The sequence below is a fragment of the Streptomyces sp. NPDC041205 genome (assembly GCF_055591765.1).
In genome coordinates this window covers 118,387-136,684 of sequence record NZ_JBVIZH010000012.1, presented here as the reverse complement: position 1 = coordinate 136,684, position 18,298 = coordinate 118,387, and the positions used below count along the sequence as shown (strand labels likewise).

At 76.2% G+C, this 18,298-nt stretch carries 9 protein-coding genes; 4 read left to right on the top strand and 5 right to left on the bottom strand.

Features of this window, described 5'->3' with window-relative positions:
* The first annotated feature begins 304 nt into the window (after positions 1 to 304).
* Entirely contained in the window at positions 305 to 2,008 is a 1,704-nt protein-coding gene (locus ACZ6BG_RS35175) for a bifunctional 3'-5' exonuclease/DNA polymerase (RefSeq protein ID WP_469009287.1), read from the top strand.
* A 90-nt stretch (positions 2,009 to 2,098) separates the two neighbouring features.
* Entirely contained in the window at positions 2,099 to 2,275 is a 177-nt protein-coding gene (locus ACZ6BG_RS35170; protein ID WP_469009283.1) for a hypothetical protein, read from the top strand.
* Here the strand turns inward: ACZ6BG_RS35170 and ACZ6BG_RS35165 are convergent.
* The 3 genes from ACZ6BG_RS35165 to ACZ6BG_RS35155 form a co-directional block, all read right to left on the bottom strand.
* Positions 2,256 to 5,873: an AfsR/SARP family transcriptional regulator gene (locus tag ACZ6BG_RS35165; protein WP_469009280.1), complete on the bottom strand. Its 3,618-nt coding sequence runs from the start codon at positions 5,871 to 5,873 to the stop codon at positions 2,256 to 2,258. The two genes, ACZ6BG_RS35170 and ACZ6BG_RS35165, sit on opposite strands and share 20 nt — an antisense overlap.
* Positions 5,874 to 6,280: 407 nt before the next feature.
* Positions 6,281 to 8,518, bottom strand: a complete 2,238-nt coding sequence (locus ACZ6BG_RS35160) for a sensor histidine kinase (protein ID WP_469009278.1) — start codon at positions 8,516 to 8,518, stop codon at positions 6,281 to 6,283.
* Positions 8,508 to 9,320 carry a response regulator transcription factor gene (locus ACZ6BG_RS35155; protein ID WP_469009275.1) on the bottom strand — a complete coding sequence of 271 codons (813 nt, stop codon included), beginning with the start codon at positions 9,318 to 9,320 and terminating at the stop codon, positions 8,508 to 8,510. Before ACZ6BG_RS35155 ends, ACZ6BG_RS35160 begins: the two co-directional genes overlap by 11 nt.
* Positions 9,321 to 9,511: 191 nt before the next feature.
* On the opposite strand from ACZ6BG_RS35155, the gene ACZ6BG_RS35150 reads away from it, so the two are divergent.
* A complete protein-coding gene (locus ACZ6BG_RS35150; RefSeq protein ID WP_469009273.1) occupies positions 9,512 to 12,487 on the top strand; it encodes an AfsR/SARP family transcriptional regulator in 2,976 nt (991 codons plus the stop codon).
* Between the two features lie 217 nt (positions 12,488 to 12,704).
* Entirely contained in the window at positions 12,705 to 13,436 is a 732-nt protein-coding gene (locus ACZ6BG_RS35145; RefSeq protein WP_469009272.1) for a DUF4232 domain-containing protein, read from the top strand.
* A gap of 148 nt (positions 13,437 to 13,584) precedes the next feature.
* On the opposite strand, the gene ACZ6BG_RS35140 is transcribed toward ACZ6BG_RS35145, so the two are convergent.
* Positions 13,585 to 13,947, bottom strand: a complete 363-nt coding sequence (locus ACZ6BG_RS35140; protein ID WP_469009529.1) for a hypothetical protein — start codon at positions 13,945 to 13,947, stop codon at positions 13,585 to 13,587.
* Positions 13,948 to 14,048: 101 nt separating this feature from the next.
* On the bottom strand, positions 14,049 to 18,221 hold the full coding sequence (locus tag ACZ6BG_RS35135) for a BTAD domain-containing putative transcriptional regulator (protein WP_469009269.1): 4,173 nt from the start codon (positions 18,219 to 18,221) through the stop codon (positions 14,049 to 14,051).
* Between the last annotated feature and the right edge of the window lie 77 nt (positions 18,222 to 18,298).

The following is an 18,298-nucleotide window of genomic DNA, read 5'->3' as shown; positions in this document are numbered from 1 at the left end:
TCACGACGGCCCTCCCCAAGGCAGCGGCACGGGCGACCCGCGCAAGGCACGACGGCCCTCCCCAAGGCAGCGGCACGGGCGACCCGCGCAAGACACGACGGCCCTCCCCAAGGCAGCGGCACGGGCGACCCGCGCAAGGCACGACGGCCCTCCCCAAGGCAGCGGCACGGGCGACCCGCGCAAGACACGACGGCCCTCCCCAAGGCAGCGGCACGGGCGACCCGCGCAAGGCACGACGGGCGATCGGGGCGGGCGGTGTCGTGGTGCGGGGGCGTTGTCAGTGGGGGGTGGCATCGTCGGGGGTATGTGTGCTGGTCGGTGGGTCGTGGCTGAGGGGGGCGGGGGCGTCAGCCTCGCCGTGCCTGTGGGTGAGGACGGGGCGCCCGTCGGGGCCGTCGAGCGGCACGGCGGCGTCGCCGAGGCCGTGCTCGCCCACCCGGAGGTGGAGCGGTGGGTGTGGCAGTCCACGGCGAGCAGCTATCCGCGGGTCCTCGCGGCGGGCGGCCGCGTCGAGCGGTGCTACGACGTGGAAGCCGCGGAGCTGCTCCTCCTCGGCCACGAGGGCCGCCTCGGCGAGCCCCGCTCGGCCGCCGCGGCCTGGGCCCGCCTGCACCGAAGACCCGTACCGCCCGATCCCCCGCCCCGCGCCGCGGCACCGGGCTCCCAGGACTCCCTCTTCGAGCCGACCCCGGCTCCGCCCCTCCCCCTGGAGGCCCTCCTGGAGGTGTACGCCGACCAGCTCCGGCGGCACGGCGCCGCCGCTCACCCGGGCCGCATGCGCCTCCTGACGGCCGCCGAGTCGGCGGGCATGCTCGTGGCCGCCGAGATGAACGCCGCGGGCCTGCCCTGGCGCGCCGACGTGCACAAGGACCTCCTGCGCGAGCTGCTCGGCGAGCGCTACGGCGGCAGCGGCGAACCCCGCAGGCTCGCCGAGCTGGCGGACGAGGTGTCCACCGCGTTCGGCCACCGCGTGCGCCCCGACCTGCCCGCCGAGGTCGTGAAGGCGTTCGCGCGCGCCGGTTTCCGGGTCAAGTCGACGCGGAAGTGGGAGCTGGAGGAGATCGACCACCCCGCGGTCAAGCCCCTCCTCCAGTACAAGACGCTGTACCGGATCTGGACGGCCCACGGCTGGTCCTGGCTCCAGGACTGGGTCCACGACGGCCGCTTCCGCCCCGAGTACACCCCGGGCGGCACCGTCTCCGGCCGCTGGACCACGAACGGCGGCGGCGCCCTGCAGATCCCGAAGGTCATCCGGCGTGCCGTGGTCGCCGACCCGGGCTGGCGCCTGGTCGTCGCCGACGCCGACCAGATGGAGCCGCGCGTCCTCGCCGCGATCTCCCGCGACCGGGGCCTGATGGACGTCGCGGGCAGCGCGGAGGACCTCTACACCCGCCTCTCCGACCGCGCGTTCTCCGGCGACCGCGAGCACGCCAAGCTGGCGCTGCTCGGCGCGGTGTACGGCCAGACGTCCGGCGACGGCCTGAAGAACCTCGCGGCCCTGCGCCGCCGCTTCCCGCTGGCCGTCGCGTACGTCGACGACGCCGCGAAGGCCGGCGAGGAGGGCCGCCTCGTCCGGACCTGGCTCGGCCGCACCAGCCCCCCGGCCGCCGGGGCGGCCGACGACGACGGCGGCGAGGCGGGCATCCCGCAGGAACCGGAAAGCCCCCAGCAGGCCTCCCCCGACAGCGAGTTCACCCCCGGGTACGCCTCCACCGACGCCCGCGCCCGCGGCCGCTTCACCCGCAACTTCGTCGTCCAGGGCAGCGCCGCCGACTGGGCCCTGCTCATGCTCGCCGCCCTGCGCAGGGCCACCGCCGGGATGCGCGCCGAGCTGGTCTTCTTCCAGCACGACGAGGTGATCGTGCACTGCCCCGAGGAGGAGGCCGAGGCCGTCGCCGCGGCGGTGCGGGAGGCGGGGGACCTGGCGGGCCGGATCGCGTTCGGCGAGACGCCGGTGCGGTTCCCCTTCACGGTGGCCGTGGTGGAGTGCTACGCCGACGCCAAGTGACAGGTACGGCACCCGCCCGTTCGCCTACGCGGCCTCGTTCAAGGGCCCGCTCCCCCTGCCCCGTCCCGGCAGATCGCCGTCGTGGCGTGCGTGGACGCCCGCCTGAACGTGTACGGGCCCCTCGGCCTCGCCGAGGGCGAGGCGCACGTCATCCGCCACGCGGGCGGCGTGGTCAGCGACGACGAGATCCGCTCCCTGGCGATCGGCCGACTTCGTCTTCGACGTGGCGACGGCCTGCCGCGGGAGGTCACGCCAGCCGTTCCCTGAGCTCCGCGACCACCTTGGCGTTGACACCGTCCAGGGATTCGAGGGCCGCGAGGGCCGCCTCCCACTGCTCGTACGCCTCCCGCACGCGCCCCTCCGCGCGCAGCAGCAGCCCGTACTGGTGGCGGGCGAGCCCGGCCATGTGCGTGTCACCGCGGTGCTCGGCGCGGTCCAGGAGCAGGGCGCACTCGCGGGCGGCGTCCGCCGCGCGGGCGAGTTCGCGCAGGGCGCGGACCAGGCCGAGGCGGGACTGGGACTCGCCGTGCCAGTCCTGGTACTCGCCGTGCAGGCGCAGCGCCTCCTCGAAGTGGCCGCGGGCGGCGGCGGGTTCGCCGAGGGTGAGGCGGGCGTAGCCGATGTTGCAGTGGGCGGACTGGCGCACGACGAGGTGACCGATGCGTTCGCCGATGGCGAGGCTGCGCTCGTGGTGGGTGATGGCGGCGCGGGCGTCGGTGTGCTCGTACAGATTGCCGAGATGGCTGTACGTGATGGCCTCGCTCAGCGGGTCGTCGAGCCCCCGGGCCAGGGCGAGGGCCTGCCGCAGGGCGTCGGCGGACTCGGCGTGCCGCCCGAGGCCTTCGAGGAGGAGGCCCCGGTGGTTCAGGGCCCGGCGCACGGAGGAGCTGTCGCCGAGGCCCCGCCACAGCCCGAGGGCCTCGTCGTTGAGCGCCAGCGCCTCACCCGCGCGCCCCGCCATGAAGCGGTGCCCCGCGAGGTCGGACAACGCCTGGGCCCTGGCCCCCGCCTCCCCGTGCCGCCGCGCGGAGTCCACGGCGAGCCCGCACAGCCGGTCCAACTCCGTGAGCCTGCCCCGGCGTTGCAGATACGGGAACAGATACCGGACGAGCCGGGCCACGAGGCCGGTGCCGTCGTGGGTGTGCCGCTCGGCGAGCGCGACGATGTTCCCCAACTCCTGGTCGGCCCAGGCGAAGGCCTGGTCGGGGGTGGTGAGGGTGGGGGTGTGGGGGGCTGGGGCGGGGCCGGTCTGGGGTCGCTCGGGTGCCCCGAGGCGGTCCCTCTTGTCCTGGCCGTCCGGCATGATCGCGAGGAGGGCGTTGCGGGCGCTGTCCGCGTACCAGGCGAGGGCCGCGCGGTCGGCGGACTCCGGAGGCGGGGCGGCGTGTTCGCGGGCGAAGTCGCGGACCAGGTCGTGGGGTGCGTAGCGGCCGTACGCGGTCTCGTCGAGGAGGGCGACGTCGACGAGGCGGTCGAGGGCGGACTGGGCGCGGCGGCGGGGCAGGGCGAGCAGGCGTGCGAGCAGCGGGGCGCCGTACTCCGGCAGGTCGAGGGCGCCGACGGCGCACAGGGCGCGGGCGGCGTCGCGGTCGCTCTCCCGGTCGGACGTCCGCAGTGAGTCGAGGGCGACGTCCAGGGAGCGGCGTACGCTCAAGTCGTCGTGCTCCAGGTGGTGCAGGCGGTCCCCGCAGTCGGCGAGGAGGCCCGCGAGCGCGTCCGGCGTGAGCGCGCTGCGCGCGGCGAGCCGGGCCGCGACGATGCGCAGGGCCAGCGGCAGGCGGCCCGCGAGCGCCACCAGCGGGTGGTCCGCGTCGAGCCCGTCCCGGCCGGAGGCCGCCCGGAGCAGCGCGGCGCTGTCCGCGTCGGACAACGGCCGCAGCGGGAAGCGGGCCGCGCCGTCGAGAGCCGTGAGCTGCGATCGGCTCGTCACGATGACCGCGCACCCGGGCCCGCCGGGCAGCAGCGGCCGCACCTGCGCGGCGCTCGCGGCGTCGTCCAGGACCAGCAGGGTGCGGGTCGGCGCGAGCAGGGACCGCAGCAGCGCGGCCGCCGCGTCCGGGTCTTCGGGCGCGTGCCGCGCCTCCGCGCCGAGGTCCCGCAGGAGCGCGGCGAGGGCCTGCCCGGGGGTGAGCGGGGTCATGCCGGGGGTGGCGCCGTGCAGGTTGAGGTAGAGCTGGCCGTCGGGGAAGGCGGCACGCAGCTCGTGCGCGGTGTGGACGGCGAGAGCGCTTTTGCCCACGCCCGCCATTCCGGCGAGCACGGCCACGCGGGGGCGACCTTCGCGGGCCGCGGGGTGCGGGTGGGCTCGGGGGGCGCCTTGCGGCTGGTGTGGGGTGTGCGGGTCGGGCTCGTCGTGCCCGGCGTGCGGGTCGTGCGGCTGGCGCGCGGCGTGTACGTCGCGTGGGTCGAGCTCGCCGTGTCCGGAGTGCAGGTCGTGCGGCTGGCGCGCGGCGTGTACGTCGCGTGGGTCGAGCTCGCCGTGTCCGGAGTGCAGGTCATGCGGCTGGCGCGCGGCGTGTACGTCGCGTGGGTCGGGCCCGTCATGCCCGTCATGCCCGGCGTGCGGGTCGTGCGGGTCGTGCGGGTCGTGCGGGTCGTGCGGGTCGAGACCATCGCGCCCGGCCTGTACGCCTTGCGGCTCGTCGCCGACGTGCGGGTCGAGCCCTGCGTGCAGCTCATGCCCGGCGCCTCCGTCATGCCCCTCGTGCGGCTCGTGCCCTCCGGTGAGCAGCGCCTTGAGTCGTCGGGTCTGGGCGGCGCGGCCGGTGAAGTGGGGTGGTTTGGGCGGGAGTTGGGCAGGGCGGGGCAGGCGGGTGGGTGCGGAGGCGGTTTGGCGGCCGCCGGCCAGGAGGGCCCGGGGCGGGGCGGAGGGCTGTTTCGGCGTCGAGGGTGACGGGGACGGCTGAGGCTGCCGGGGTGGGATCTCCGGTTGGGGCGGCGGCTGCCGCTCGGGCGTGTGCCGCGTCGGCGGTTCGGAGTGCGACTGCGGCCGGGGGGTCGTTCGCGGCTGCGGTCGGCCGAGGGCCGGGGTGCCTTCGGTACGCGGTGGGTTCGCGTCGTCCCCCGTGGCGCCCCCGCCCGCTCCCCCGGACGCGTCCCCCCGGAGAATCTCCCCGTGCGCCTCCCGCACCGCCTCCCCCGGCTCCACGCCCAACTCGTCGACGAGGCGGCGGCGCAGCGCGCGGTGGACGGCGAGGGCCTCGGCCTGGCGGCCGGTGCGGTGCAGCAGGAGCATCAGCTGGCGGTGGAAGGTCTCGCGGAGCGGATGCTCGGCGACGAGGGAGGCCAGTTCCGGGGTGCGGAAGGCGAGTTCGGCGAGGTGGCGGCCGGGCGCGGTGGCGGCGGCTTCGAGGAGGGCGTCGTAGCGGCACTCCAGGAGCAGGAGCCGGGACTCCTCCAGGCGTTGTACGAGGGCGTGGCCCGCGGTGGCCGTCGGCAGGCCGGACAGCGGCGTGCCGCGCCAGAGGGCGAGGGCCGCGCGGGCGGCGTCCTCGACGGCGGCCCAGTCCCGCTCGGCGTGCGCGGCGCGGGCCTGCGCGAAGCGGCGTTCGAAGAGGCGTACGTCGAGTTCGCCGTCGTCGACGCGGAGGCGGTAGCCGGACGGTACGGCCCGGAGCCGGTCCGGGTCGTCCAGGAGGCGGCGCAGGCGGGTCACGTGGTTCTGCAGGGAGGCGTGCGCGGACGCGGGCGGCCCTTCGGCCCAGAGCGCGTCCTTCAGGGCGTCGGCGGAGACCACGCGGTCGGGTTCGAGGAGCAGCGCGGTGAGCAGGGCGCGGGCCTTGGGGCTGCGGACGGGGTGCGGTTCGCCTTCGGCGTCGTACAGGGCGGGTACGCCGAGGAGCCCGAACCGCAGCTCGTTCGCCATGCTCGCCCAACTCCCCGTTGCCGCCGGTCCGGCCACTCGCCGGAGTCCGACCCGCCGCCCCTTCCGAACGGCCGTTGGGCACATGTTAGCGATCTGTTGGCGGGGCCTGATGGGATCACTACATCGGACCTGGCCCCGCCGGTGCGTGCGCTAAGCGCGTGGCTCGGGGGAGTGTCGCCGCCGCGGCCGGGTCCGCCCAAGCTGGCCTCTGGCCTTGGGGGATGTCCCGTTGCTGTGGGACGGGGGCGCCGTCGGTCGACGCTGCGCGCCTCGTCCTCAAGCGCCGGACGGGCTGAGATCGCCTCGTCGATCCCCTCGGGTGGGACCGAGCACCGCCGATCGGCCTTCGGCCTCGTCCTCAAGCGCCGGACGGGCTGGAATGCCTCCGCCGGACTGGCACTGATCCCCTACGTCACCGGCAATCTCACCGTGAACACGGAACCCTTGCCCCGTTCGCTCTCCACCCCCACCGTCCCCCCGTGCGCCTGCACGAGGTTGCGGACGATGGCGAGGCCCAGGCCGCTGCCGCCGGTGGCGCGGGTGCGGGACTTGTCGGCTCGCCAGAAGCGGTCGAAGACGTGGGGGAGGTCGCCGGGGGCGATGCCGGTGCCGGTGTCGGCGACCTCGATCAGCACGCCCGGGGGGAGGCCACCGTCCTCGGCTGCCTCCGCGTCCGCGTTGCGGCAGAGGACCGTCACCTCTCCCCCCGCCGGTGTGTGGCGGATCGCGTTGGAGACGAGGTTGCCGATGGCCTGGCGGAGGCGGAGGGGGTCGGCGGTGAGCCAGGGGTCGCCGGTGGCGCGGGCGGTGAGGCGGACGCCGGCCGCGTCGGCGCGGGCCTGGTGGGCGGCGACGACCTGGTCGGCGAGTTCCACGGCTCGGACGGGTTCGCGGTGCAGGCGGAGGGTGCCCGCGTCGGCGGCGGCGAGGTCCTGGAGGTCGTTGACGATGTGCTGGAGGAGCAGGGCCTCCTCCAGGAGCGAGGTGACGAGTTCCGGGTCGGTCGCGACGACGCCGTCCTCCGCGGCCTCCAGCCAGCCGCGGATGTTGGACAGCGGTGTCCGCAGCTCGTGCGCGACATCGCTGACCATCGCCTTGCGCTGCTCCTCAAGGGCCTTGCGGTGCGCGGCCATGTCGTTGAACGCGGCGGCGAGCTGGCTGATCTCCCCGGCGGAGCGGGCGGGTACGGGCTCGGTGGCCTCGCCGGTCTTCATGCGCTGCGTCGCCGTGGTGAGGGCGCGCAGCGGCCGGGTCAGCCGGGTCGCGGCGAACGCGGTGGCGGCCACGGTGACGGCGAGGATCGCGGCGGCGAGCCCGACGAGGCGGGTGGTGTTGGCGCCGGACAGCTGGAAGCCGCTGTCGGAGGGGCGGGAGCCGTCGGGGCTGGTGATGAACAGGAGCGCGGGCGAGGACACGTACGGGCCGAGTTGTTCGCGGCGGGCGCTGTCGACGCAGTTGGCGGCGAGCGCCTCTTCGGCCTGCTCGGCCTCGCCGCGGTCGGTCTTGGCCTTGCGGGCGAGGTCCTCGGCGCGGCGCAGGAACTCCGCGTCCGTGGGCGGGGGCGGCGCGCCGGCGGGGTCGGACGGCGTCGGCTCGGGGGCGACCATCGGGACGCTCGCCAGGTAGAGGCGCGGGGTGCCGCCGCGGCCGATGGTGAGGCCGAACTTCACGGGCTCGGAGCCCTTGCGGCGCATGCACGCCCAGGCGAGCTTGTTGACCTTGTTGAGGGCCTTGCGTTCGGTCGCGGTGATGTTGATCAGGCCCTGGGGGCCGCACCTGTACTCCGAGATGCGGCTGTCGGCGTCCTCGGGCACTTGGACCTGCGGGCGCCCGCTCGGCCCGATGACGAGCTTGGCGTCGACGCCCTGGTCCCGCAGGCAGGCCATGTTCTTGTCGGCGATGGCGCGCAGCGTGCGGCGCTCACCGGCGGGCAGCCGGAAGGGGCCGACGGCACGCGGGTCGATGCGGTCGACGGCGCCGGTCCCGGTGCCGAGGCCCGCGCCGGTGCCGAGGCCGCTGCCGGTGCCGAGCCCGCCGCCGGTGTCGACGCCGGTCCCGCCGACGAGGCCGCCGTCGGCTTCGGGCGCCCGCGCGTCCTGCTTCGGTGACTCGCCGGGGGCGAGCCCGGGGTCGGGTGCGGGGGTGGCGCCGGTGCCGGTGCCCGACACCTCCTCCTTGCGCCCCGCCGCCAGCGTCGAGTCGACGGCGAGCGGGTCCACGACGGCGGAGGCACGTGCGGGGAGCCGCGCGCCGCGCTCGCCGCCGGGCCCGGCGGAGTCGGCGATGACCTTGCGGTTCTCGGTGGTGAGCGCGATGCGGCGGCCGGTGTCGGCGGCGAGGCGGCGGACCGTGCGGTCGGCGTCGCGCCAGTTGGGGCGGGTCGCGGCGAGGCCGAGGAGCTTGTCGTAGATCCGGGCGTCGTCGGCGAGGACCTGCCCCTGCTCCTGCCGGATCGCGCCGGAGGTGGTCTGCGCGGCGAGCCACGCGGTGGCGGCGATCGACATGACGGAGACGAGGACGGAGACGGCGAGCAGCCGGGTGAGCAGGCTCTTGCGTACGGGGACGCGCGTGCGGGCCGCGCCACCGGGTCCGGAGCCACCGGGTCCGGGGCCACCGCCGGAGTCGGCCCCCCGCTTACGCCTCATGGCGGGCCGCCGCCCCGTCATGCCCCTCGGCCACGGCCCCGCCGGAAGCGGCCCCGTCATACGCGACGAGCTTGTACCCGACCCCGAACACCGTCACCAGCCGCCGCGGCGACCGCGGATTCGCCTCGATCTTCTTGCGCAGATTCAGTACGTGGACGTCGACGGTCCGCGCGGATATGTACCCCGAGGAGCCGTGGATGCGGTCAAGGAGCTGCGGCCGCGTGAACACCCGCTCCGGTTCGGCGGCCATCGCGGCGAGGAGTTCGAACTCGCCGGGCGTGCACTCGACGCGGCGCTCGTCCACGGTCACCTCGTGCCGCCGCTCGTCCACGACGAGGCCCCCGGCCCGCAGCACCCGGGCGTCCGGGTCGGGCGGCGGCAGATGGGCGGTGCCCCCGGCGCGTCGCAGCAGGGTGCGGACGCGGGCCATCAGCTCGCGGGGGCTGTAGGGCTTGGTGAGGTAGTCGTCGGCGCCCAGGTCGAGGCCGAGCAGCAGGTCGTCCTCGGTGGAGCGGGCGGTGAGCATGAGGATGGGCAGCGTGCTGGCGCCGGGGGCCGCGCCGAGCCCCGGGTGCTCCCCGGGCCGGGGCCCCGCGCGCAGCACGCGGGTCACGCCGAGGCCGTCGACCTCCGGCATCATCACGTCGAGGATGAGCAGGTCGGGGGCGTGCCGCCGGACCTGTTCGAGCGCGGCCCGGCCGTCGTGGACGACGCCGACCGTGTGCCCCTCGCGCTCCAGATAGCGGCGGATCAGGTCGGCCTGTTTCTCGTCGTCCTCCGCGACCAGGACAAAAGCGCACATGCGCCCGAGCATAAGTGGACCTCCCCGGTCCACGACCGTCCCGGGAACGCCCTGACAGGAATCACACAACTCCCCGCACCCGGCGTGGGCCGCGCCCGCGGGCCGTGGCCGGGACCGTGACCGACGGCCGTCCACCCCCTCATTACCGGCCGGTTATCCTGGGATCTTTTCCGCCAGGAGGGATCGCACCAGTGGAGTTCCGGCTGCTCGGAGCGGTGTCCGTCGCCACCGAGGCCGGTGAGCTGCCGCTGGGTCCGGCGAAGCGCCGCAGCCTGCTCGCCACCCTTCTGCTGCGCCCCAATTACCCCGTCTCCGTCCAACGGTTGACCGAGGCCCTGTGGGACGACGAGCCACCGGCACGCGCCCGCGGCGTCATTCAGGGCCATGTGTCGCGGCTGCGCACCCTGCTGGTCGCGGCCGACGCGGAGATGTACGGCGTGGAGCTGGTCACCCAGGGCACGGCGTACCTGCTGCGGATGCCCGAGACCCTGATCGACTCCCACCGCTTCGAGGAACTGGTGTCGCTGGCCCGCGGGCAGCGCGCGGTCGCCGACGCGGTGGCGATGTACGAGGAGGCCCTCGCCCTGTGGCAGGGCCCCGCGCTGACCGGGGTGCACCCGAGCCCGTCCCTCCAGGCGGCGGCGCAGGCCCTGGAGGAGACCCGGCTGGCGTCCGTGGAGCGGCTCGCCGCCGGGTACGGGCAGGTCGGCGAGCACGCGCGCGCCGCGGCCCTGCTGCGCGCCGAGGCCACCGCCCATCCGCTGCGGGAGTCCCTGTCGGCGGCCCTGGTGACCGCGTTGCGGCGGGCCGGTCGCCGCTCGGAGGCCCTGGACTGCTTCCACCGCGCCCGCCGCCTCCTCGCCGACGAACTGGGCCTGGACCCGGGCCCGGAGCTGGCCGACGCGTACGCGCTCGCGCTGCGCGGGGAGGAGGAGGCGGCTCCGCCGGGGGGTCGGACGGGGGCGCGGCCGGGCTCGCAGCCGAGGGCGTACCCGGACTCGCGGCCGGGCTCGCAGCCGAGGGCGTACCCGGACTCGCGGCCGGGGTCACCGTCGAGCGCACCGACGGGCGCAGCGGCGGGCGCAGCGGCGGGCGCACCGGCGGGCGCAGCGGCGGGCACTCCCCCGTCGGCGCCCCGTTCGGCGCCCCAGACGGGGACCCGGCCGTCGGCACCCCTCACCACCACCCGGCCGCCGGTCCAGCAACACCAGCCACCCCCCACCCCCACACCCACCCACACCCACACCCCCATAGACCTCCTCCCCCGCTCCCCCCGCGGCTTCCACGGCCGCTCCGCCGAGTTCACCGCCCTCTCCCGGGCGGCGGCGGGCGAGGCCCCGGTCTGTCTGGTCACGGGACCCGCGGGCGTGGGCAAGACCGCGGTCGTCGTGCAGTGGGCGCACCGCAACCGCGCGGTATTCCCCGACGGCCGTCTCTACGCCGACCTGCGCGGCTTCGCGGACACGGGCGAGCCGTCCGTCCTCGACGTACTGCGTGAGTTCCTGCTGGCGCTCGGCGTGCCGCCGCGCCGGATACCGGAGTCGGCGAACAGCGCGGCGGCGCTGTTCCGTTCCCTCGCGGCCGACCGCCAACTCCTCGTCGTACTCGACAACGTACGAGAGTCCGAGCAGGTCAGACCGCTGTTGCCGGGCGGGCCCCGGTGCGTCACCGTCGTCACGAGCCGGAACCGGCTGCGCGGCCTGATCGCGAGCGACGCGGCCCGGCCGCTGCCCGTGGACGTCCTCGAACCGGACGACGGCACGGCGCTGCTCGCCGGGGTGCTCGGCCAGGAGCGGGTGCTCGCGGAGCCGGTGGCGGCGCGGCGCCTGGCGGAGCTGTGCGGCGGGCTGCCGCTGGCGCTGCGGGTGGTGGCGGCGCGGCTCGCGGACCGCCCGGAGTGGACGCTGGCCGCGATGGCCACCGAACTGTCCGACGAGTCGCGGCGTTCGGTGCTGCTCGACGTGGAGGACACCGGCGTACGGGCGGCGCTGCGGCTGACGCTGCGGCAGCTCCCCGAGGCCGTGGGGCACCACTTCGCGCAGCTCGGCCGCCACCCGGGCACGCACGTGGACCGGTACGCGGCGGCGGCCCTCGCGGGCACGGACCCGGACACCGCCGAGGCGGCCCTGGAGCGGATGACCACCGCGCACCTCCTGACCCGGACGGCGCCGGACCGCTGGACCCTGCACGACCTCGTCCGGCTCTACGCCCGCGGTCTCGACGCCGACGCCGAGGCGCTGCCGCGCGTCCTGGACCACTGCGTCGCCACCGCCCTCGCGGCGGCCCACGCGGCCGAGCCGAGCGACGAGCCGTGCTTCGCGCCGCCCGCCGGGTTCCGGGAGCCGCGCGCGGTACGGGAGTTCGCGGACCGGGCCGCCGCGATGGACTGGTACGCGGCCGAGCGCGAGGACCTGACGCTGGCGGCGGGCGCGGCCGACGCGGCCGGGCTGCACGACCGGACCTGGCGGATCGTGCTCGCCCTGTGGCCGCTGGTGGTGTGGCGGGTGCGGGACGGCTGGGTGCCGCTCCTGGAGACGGGCCTGCGCGCGGCCCGCGCCGCCGCCGATCCGTACGCGCAGGCGCGGGTCCTCGCGCTGCTCGGCTGGGTCCTCACGGAGGAGGGCCGCACGGCCGAGGCGCTGGCCTGCCTGGAGGCGGCACCGCCCCTCGCGGCACAGGCGGGCGACCCGCGCGGCGAGGCGACGGCGCTGGTCAACCTGTCCCTCGCGCAGGCGGCCCGCGGCGGCACGGACGAGGCGGCCCACGGCTGCGTACGGGCGGCGGAGCTGGCCCGTGCGGCCGGTGACGGCAACACCGAACGCCTCGCCCTGCACCATCTGGCCCGCCACCAACTGGCCGCCCGCGACTGGAAGTCGGCCCTGGACACGGCGAACGCGGCCCTCGCCCTCACCTCCGCGTCGGCCGCCCCGAGCGCGGCCCGCGTCCTCCTCGTCCTGGCCACCGGCGAGGCCCTGATCGGCCTCGGCGACGAGCCGGAGGGCATCCGCCGCCTGGACCGGGCGGCGCGCGAGGCCGAGTCGAGCGGCTTCGACGAGGGCGCGGTGCGGGCGCTGGAGGCGCTGGTGCGGGTGTCGGCGGAGGACGGGTTCCGGGAGCGGCACGAGGCGGCGGTGCGGAGGCTGGCGGCGGGGACGGAAGCGGGCTGAGGCGGCTGCCGGGGCGGACACGTCCGCTGACGCGGAAGCGGGCTGCCCCGGACAGCAGCCGACCTGGTCGTGGCCCGTAGCGCCTGGTGACGGCGCCCCGCGAGGACGTGAGCGGGACGACAGCGGCGCGTAAGCGGAACGACAGCGGCCGGGCCCAGTCTGGTGTCAACGGCGGGAACGACCGCCAAGACCGCACCACCCCAGGGGGAGCCCCATCATGCGTACGTCCCGGATCCGCACCGCCGCACTCGCCGCCACCACCGCCGCACTCGCCCTGGCGACCCTGACCGCCTGCGGCAGCTCGGACGGCGGCAACGACGCGAAGGGCGGCGCGAAGCGCGACAGCGCCGTCGTGTCGGACAAGGCCGACGGCGGGTCCGGCTCGTCCGAGGGCGCGACCGTCGACGCGGCGAAGGGCTCGGGTTCGGGTTCGGGCTCGTCCGAGGGCGCGACGGTCAGCGCGAGCAAGGGCAACGGGTCGTCCGGTGCGGGCCAGGGCGCCAAGGCCTCCGCCGCCGGGGTCAGGGCTTGCGACGGCCAGGAGATCTCGTACTCCGTGGTGCACCGCTTCGCGAAGCAGCGCGGCGAGCACCTGCTCATCACCGCCACGAACGCGGACTCCAAGCCGTGCTACGTCACGTCGTTCCCGTCCGTGATGCTCGGCGACACCGCCAACGTCCTGCCGCACTCCACCAAGGACAACCCCGGCGGCGGCAAGGCCCTCACCCTGAAGCCCGGCGGCAAGGTCTACGCGGCCGTGAACCTCTTCACCGACAGCGCGAAGACCCACACCTCGTCCGAGCTCAGCATCGCCATGCAGGACCACACCGGCGACACCGGCCCCGGCGTCGACCAGGAGGCGTTCGACGCGAAGGGCGTCCCGTCGGAGTTCACGTGGTCGACGGCGGACGTGACGAACTGGAACACGGCGAAGCCCTACAACTTCTGAGCCTTCCGCGCCTTCCGCGCCGCATGAGACTTCTGATCGGCCGACTCCCCCAGAAGGCGATCAGCGGCAGGAGCGTCCCCCCGTTCGCGCGTGTGCGCGGAGGGGGGACGTTCTGGTTCTTCCGGTTCACGGCTGCGCGCGCTGCGGGCTACGCGGCCTCGTACGGTACGACGACGACCTGCACGTCGTCCTCGTAGACGACGCGGCCGGGGTCCGTCGAGCGGACGGTGCGGCAGGGGACGCCGTGGGCGGCGAGGATGTCGAGGTAACCGGGGACGCGCTCGATGAGGTGGGTGGCGGTCGACTTGAACCAGGCGACGGCGCCGGGGTTCGCGTCACGGTCGTAGGCGGCGGAGGGCGTGGTGTACGCGGCGTCGAACCAGTCGTTGCCGGCGCGCCAGAAGGCCCGTTGCCCCGGGGTGAGTCTGCCTTCGCGGGCAAGGGTGTTCACCAGGAAGAAGACGCCGGGGTGGAGCCCGCGTTCGTGGCGGACGGGGGACTCGAAGCGTATGTACTCCGTGGCCGTGGCCGTGGCCGTAGACGTGGCCGTGGTCGTGTCGGCCGGACTGGCCGTGCTCGTCTCTTCGGTGGCGGCAGCGGTATCGGTATCGGTCACCGGCGCATCCTCGCATCGGCGGCGGCGCGCCAGTGGGGTGCCCCGGCGCGTTCGGCGAGGGCGCGCGCCTGCCGGTGGTGCCGGGCGGCGGCTCCGGGCCGCCCGAGGGCGGCGGCCAGGTCACCCGCGTACAGGGCGACGGGTTCGAGGGTGAGCACGCCGCTCCCGGCTCCGGCCAATTCGCCGCAGGCGGGAAGGAGTTCGCGGTAGAGGGCGTCGAGGAGGCCGGGGGAGGCGGAGCCGGAGCGGAGGGCGGCGCGGGCGCGGAGGCAGAGGCGGGCTTCCAGGAGTTGGTCGTGGGGGAGGCGGGCGGCTCCGGCGCCGGGGTGGCCCGGTTCGGCGCCGACCTCGGCAGTCCCGGACACCGGGCCGTGCTCGGCAGCGCCGGGGGCTCCGGCATCCCCGGCGGGTCCGGCGGGTCCGGCGGGTCCGGCAGCTCCGGCAGCTCCGGCAGCTCCGGCGGGTCCGGCAGCTCCGGCGGCCACAGCGTCCTCGCCCCCGCTCTGCACCCGTAGGCACCGCAGCGCCAGCTCCAACAGCCCACCACCGCTGCCCGTCCCTTCCGCCTTCTCCATCCCGCTCATCCCCCCACCCCTCATCCGCGCCGCAGCGGCCCGGCACCCGGCCTCCGCCTCCGCCGCTCGCCCGGCGACGGCGGCACGCAGCGCCGCGTACCACTCGGTGAACACCCCCGCGAGGGGCAGCCCGTGCCGTTCGGCGAGCCGGTCGACGGCGGCGGCGTGGCTGTCGGCGCGGTCGAATTCCGCGAGGGCGGAGTGGGCCTGGAGCAGCATCAGATGGCCGAGCACTTCGAAGGCGGCGAGACCGTGGCGGGCGGCGAGGGTGGTCAACTCCTCGCCGATGAGGAGGCGTTCGGGGGCGAGTCCGGGGCGGTGGTAGGTGTGGAGGTAGCGGGCGTTGAGGGCGAAGGCGAGAAGCGCGGCGGCCTCGGCTTCGCCGCTCGGGACGACCTCCGCCGCCCGGCCTGCTCCCGCTGCCGTGTCGCCCTCCCCGACGTCGGCGCCGACCGTCCCGGCCGTCCCGGACACCCCGAACGTCCCAGCAACCCCGGCCGTCCCAGCAACCCCGGCCACCCTGGCCGTCCCAGCAACCCCGGCCACCCTGACCGTCCCAGCACCCCCGGCCCCCCTGGCCGTCCCAGCAACCCCGGCCACCCCGGCCACCCCGGCCGTCCCAGCAACCTGGGCAGCCCTGGCCTCCCCCACCGCCCGCGCCAGCCTCTCCGCCTCCCGCGCCGCCTCGGCGCCGCGTTCCGTCCGGGCTCCCCGCGTCTCCATGCCGACGGTGCTGAGCAGTCGGCTCCGGGTGGCGCGGCGGCCCACGCTCCCGTCGTCCGGGAGGGCGTCGAGGGTGCGCAGGGCGGCGGCGACGATGCGGCGGGAGAGGGCTTCGTCGTCGTTGCGGGCCCAGATGCCCGGTACGTCGAACGCGCCGATGACGCGGGCGGTCAGCTCGGGGTCGCCGGTGGCCTCGGCGGCGAGCAGGGCCTCGGCGCGGTACCGGCGGGCCTCGGCGAGTGCGCCGGTGACCGCGAGGTTCCGGACGAGCCCCATGACGATCCCGAGCCGCACCCGGTCCCCGGCCGCCTCGACCGACCGCCCCCGACCCCCGACCGCCCCCAGCCCTCCGGCCGACTCCCCTGCCGTCCCACGGTCGCCGCACGCCTCCCGACCCCCGGCCGACTCGACCGACTCGACCGACCGCTCCCGGCCTCCGGGCACCCCTCGCCCCCCGGGCGCACCCCGATCACCGGGCGCACCCCGGCTGCCGGACACCCCCCGGCCGGCGACCAACCCCCCACCACCAGCCCCACTCCGGTCGTGCGCCTCCAGCGCCCCCCGCCACAGCCGCACCGCCTCATGCGGCGCGAACGCGGCCTCCGCTCGCCGGGCCGCCCGAGCGGCGAAGTCGGCTGCGCGGGCCGCGACCGCGCGGGTGCCTGCGCTGAGGTAGTGGTGGGCGATGGCTTCGACGGAGTCGGGCCGCAGGCGTTCGAGCAGCTCCGCGACGGCGGTGTGCAGCCGGGCGCGGCGGGGCGCGGACAGATCCCGGTACAGGGTCTCCCGCACCAGCGCGTGCGCGAACTCGACCCGCTCGCCCTCGCCTCCCCCGCCCTCTACTCGCCCTGCCTCCCCTTGCCCTGCCTCCCCTCGCCCTGCCTCTCCGCGCCCTCGCCCTCCCTGCCCTCCAACTCCCTCCCCCTGCCCTGCCACCGCTCCCCCGACAAGAAACCCCGCCCCCACCCCGGCCTCGACCCCCTCCAGCACGGCCTCCTCGTCCCCGGTGAGCGCGCTCAGCACCTCCAGGTCGACGACGGGGCCGATCAGCGCGGCGCGCAGCAGCACCGCGCGGGCCCCGGCGGGCAGCGTGCCGAGCCTGCGCCGCACGATGTCCCGTACGCCCTCGGGGACTTGGAAGAGCGCGGCGGCCCCTTCGGTCGCGTACAGGCGGACGATCTCGCGTACGAAGAAGGGGTTGCCGCCGCTGCGGCGGTGCACGGCGCGGACGGTGGCGGCGTCGAGGGGACGCGGCGCGACGGCCCGCGCGAGGTCCCCCACAGCGGCCTCGTCCAACGCCCCGACCCGCACCCGCACGGGCTCGGCCCGCGCCACCCGCCCCAGCAAATCCCTTACGGCGTCGGAGACTTCACCGGCCCGGTACGTCCCCACGACCAGCACGGCCCGCTCCAGCGGCCGCTCCACCAGCGAGGCGAGCAGCTCCGACGTCCCGGTGTCGGCCCAGTGCAGATCATCGAGTACGAGCAGCAGGGGCCGCCCCCGATCGGCCACCCCCGAGATCAGCTCCCCCACCCCCCGATACCACCGGAACCTATCCCCACCAGCGAACGCCCCACCGCCACCCCCACCCGAGCCCGCGTCCTCGCCCTCACCCTCGCCCGCACCGGCACCCGCACCCGCACCCGCACCCGCACTCCCGACCGTGACGGCCCCCTCGGAAATCCCCAACTCCCCCAACACCTCGACCCAAGGCCACCCGGCAGGGACCCCGCCCTGCTCCGAGGCCCGCCCCCAAGCGGCCACCCACCCTTCCCCCACCAGCCGTCCCTCCAACTCCCGGACGAGAGCGGTCTTCCCCACCCCGGCGTCCCCGGAGACCAGCGCAAGCCCGAGCCGCCCCTCCCGCACCACACCCCGAGCGGCGTCCTCCAGATCACCCAACTCGGGCCCACGCCCGACAAGCCCGCTCCCGCGCCGAGCGGAAGCGTCCCCGCCCTCGGCGTCGTCCCCGGCCATCGCTCCGGCCCCGGCTCCGTCGCTCATGCCGCCGCCCGCTGCGGGCAGAGCCCGGTCCGACGGCGCCATGACGACGGCTCCCGCCCCGAGGGCACCCCCACCGCCCCGCTGAGCCAGAATCTCCCCCTCCAGCCTCCGCAACCCTTCCCCCGGGTCCACCCCCAGCTCTCCGGCCAGCCGCTCCCGGGCCCTCCGCAGCACCCCCAGGGCGTCCCCCTGCCTGCCCGCCCGGAACAGGGCGACGGCGAGCAGTTCCCAGGCCTCCTCCCGCCACGGATGCCCCTCGACATGCGCCTCCAGGTCGAGGACGGCCTCGCCCGCCCTCCCCAGGGCGAGCGCGGCGGAAGCCCGCCGCTCCACGGCGAGCAGCCGCAGCCCTTCCAGCCGCCGGGCCTCCCCCCGGGCCCACTCCTCGGTGGCCCACTCGGCGTAGGCGGGCCCCCGCCAGCTCGAAAGCGCCTCGTCGAGCAGTTCCAGGGCCGCTCCGGCGCCCCCGTCGGCCAGAAGTCCTGCCGCCTCCCCCACAGCCCCCTCGAACCGCCAGGCGTCCACCGCCCCGCTCCCCGCGAGCAGCGCGTAGCCGGGCCCGGACGTCACGAGCAGCCGTGCGGGCGCCCGCCGGGCCCGTCCGGGTTCGAGCACCTTCCGCAGATCCCCGACGAACGTCCGGATCGCCCCGACGGCCCGGGGCGGCGGCTCCTCCCAGAAGTCGTCGACCATCCAGTCCACGGGAACGGTCCGCCGCCGGGCGACGAGGAGCCGGGCGAGGACGGCCCGATGCCGGGGCCCCTTCAGGTCGAGGGAGCGCCCGTCCGCGTCCCGGGCGGCGAGGGCCCCGAGGACCTGGAACGTCACGTCACCGGCCCCCGGCCCGGCGCTCTCCTCCTGCGGCACCCCTTCAACGTACCGCCCGTCACCTGCATGGACCCGCTGCTGATCGGTTGCTGATCCGGGCCGCGCAGGCTGAACGC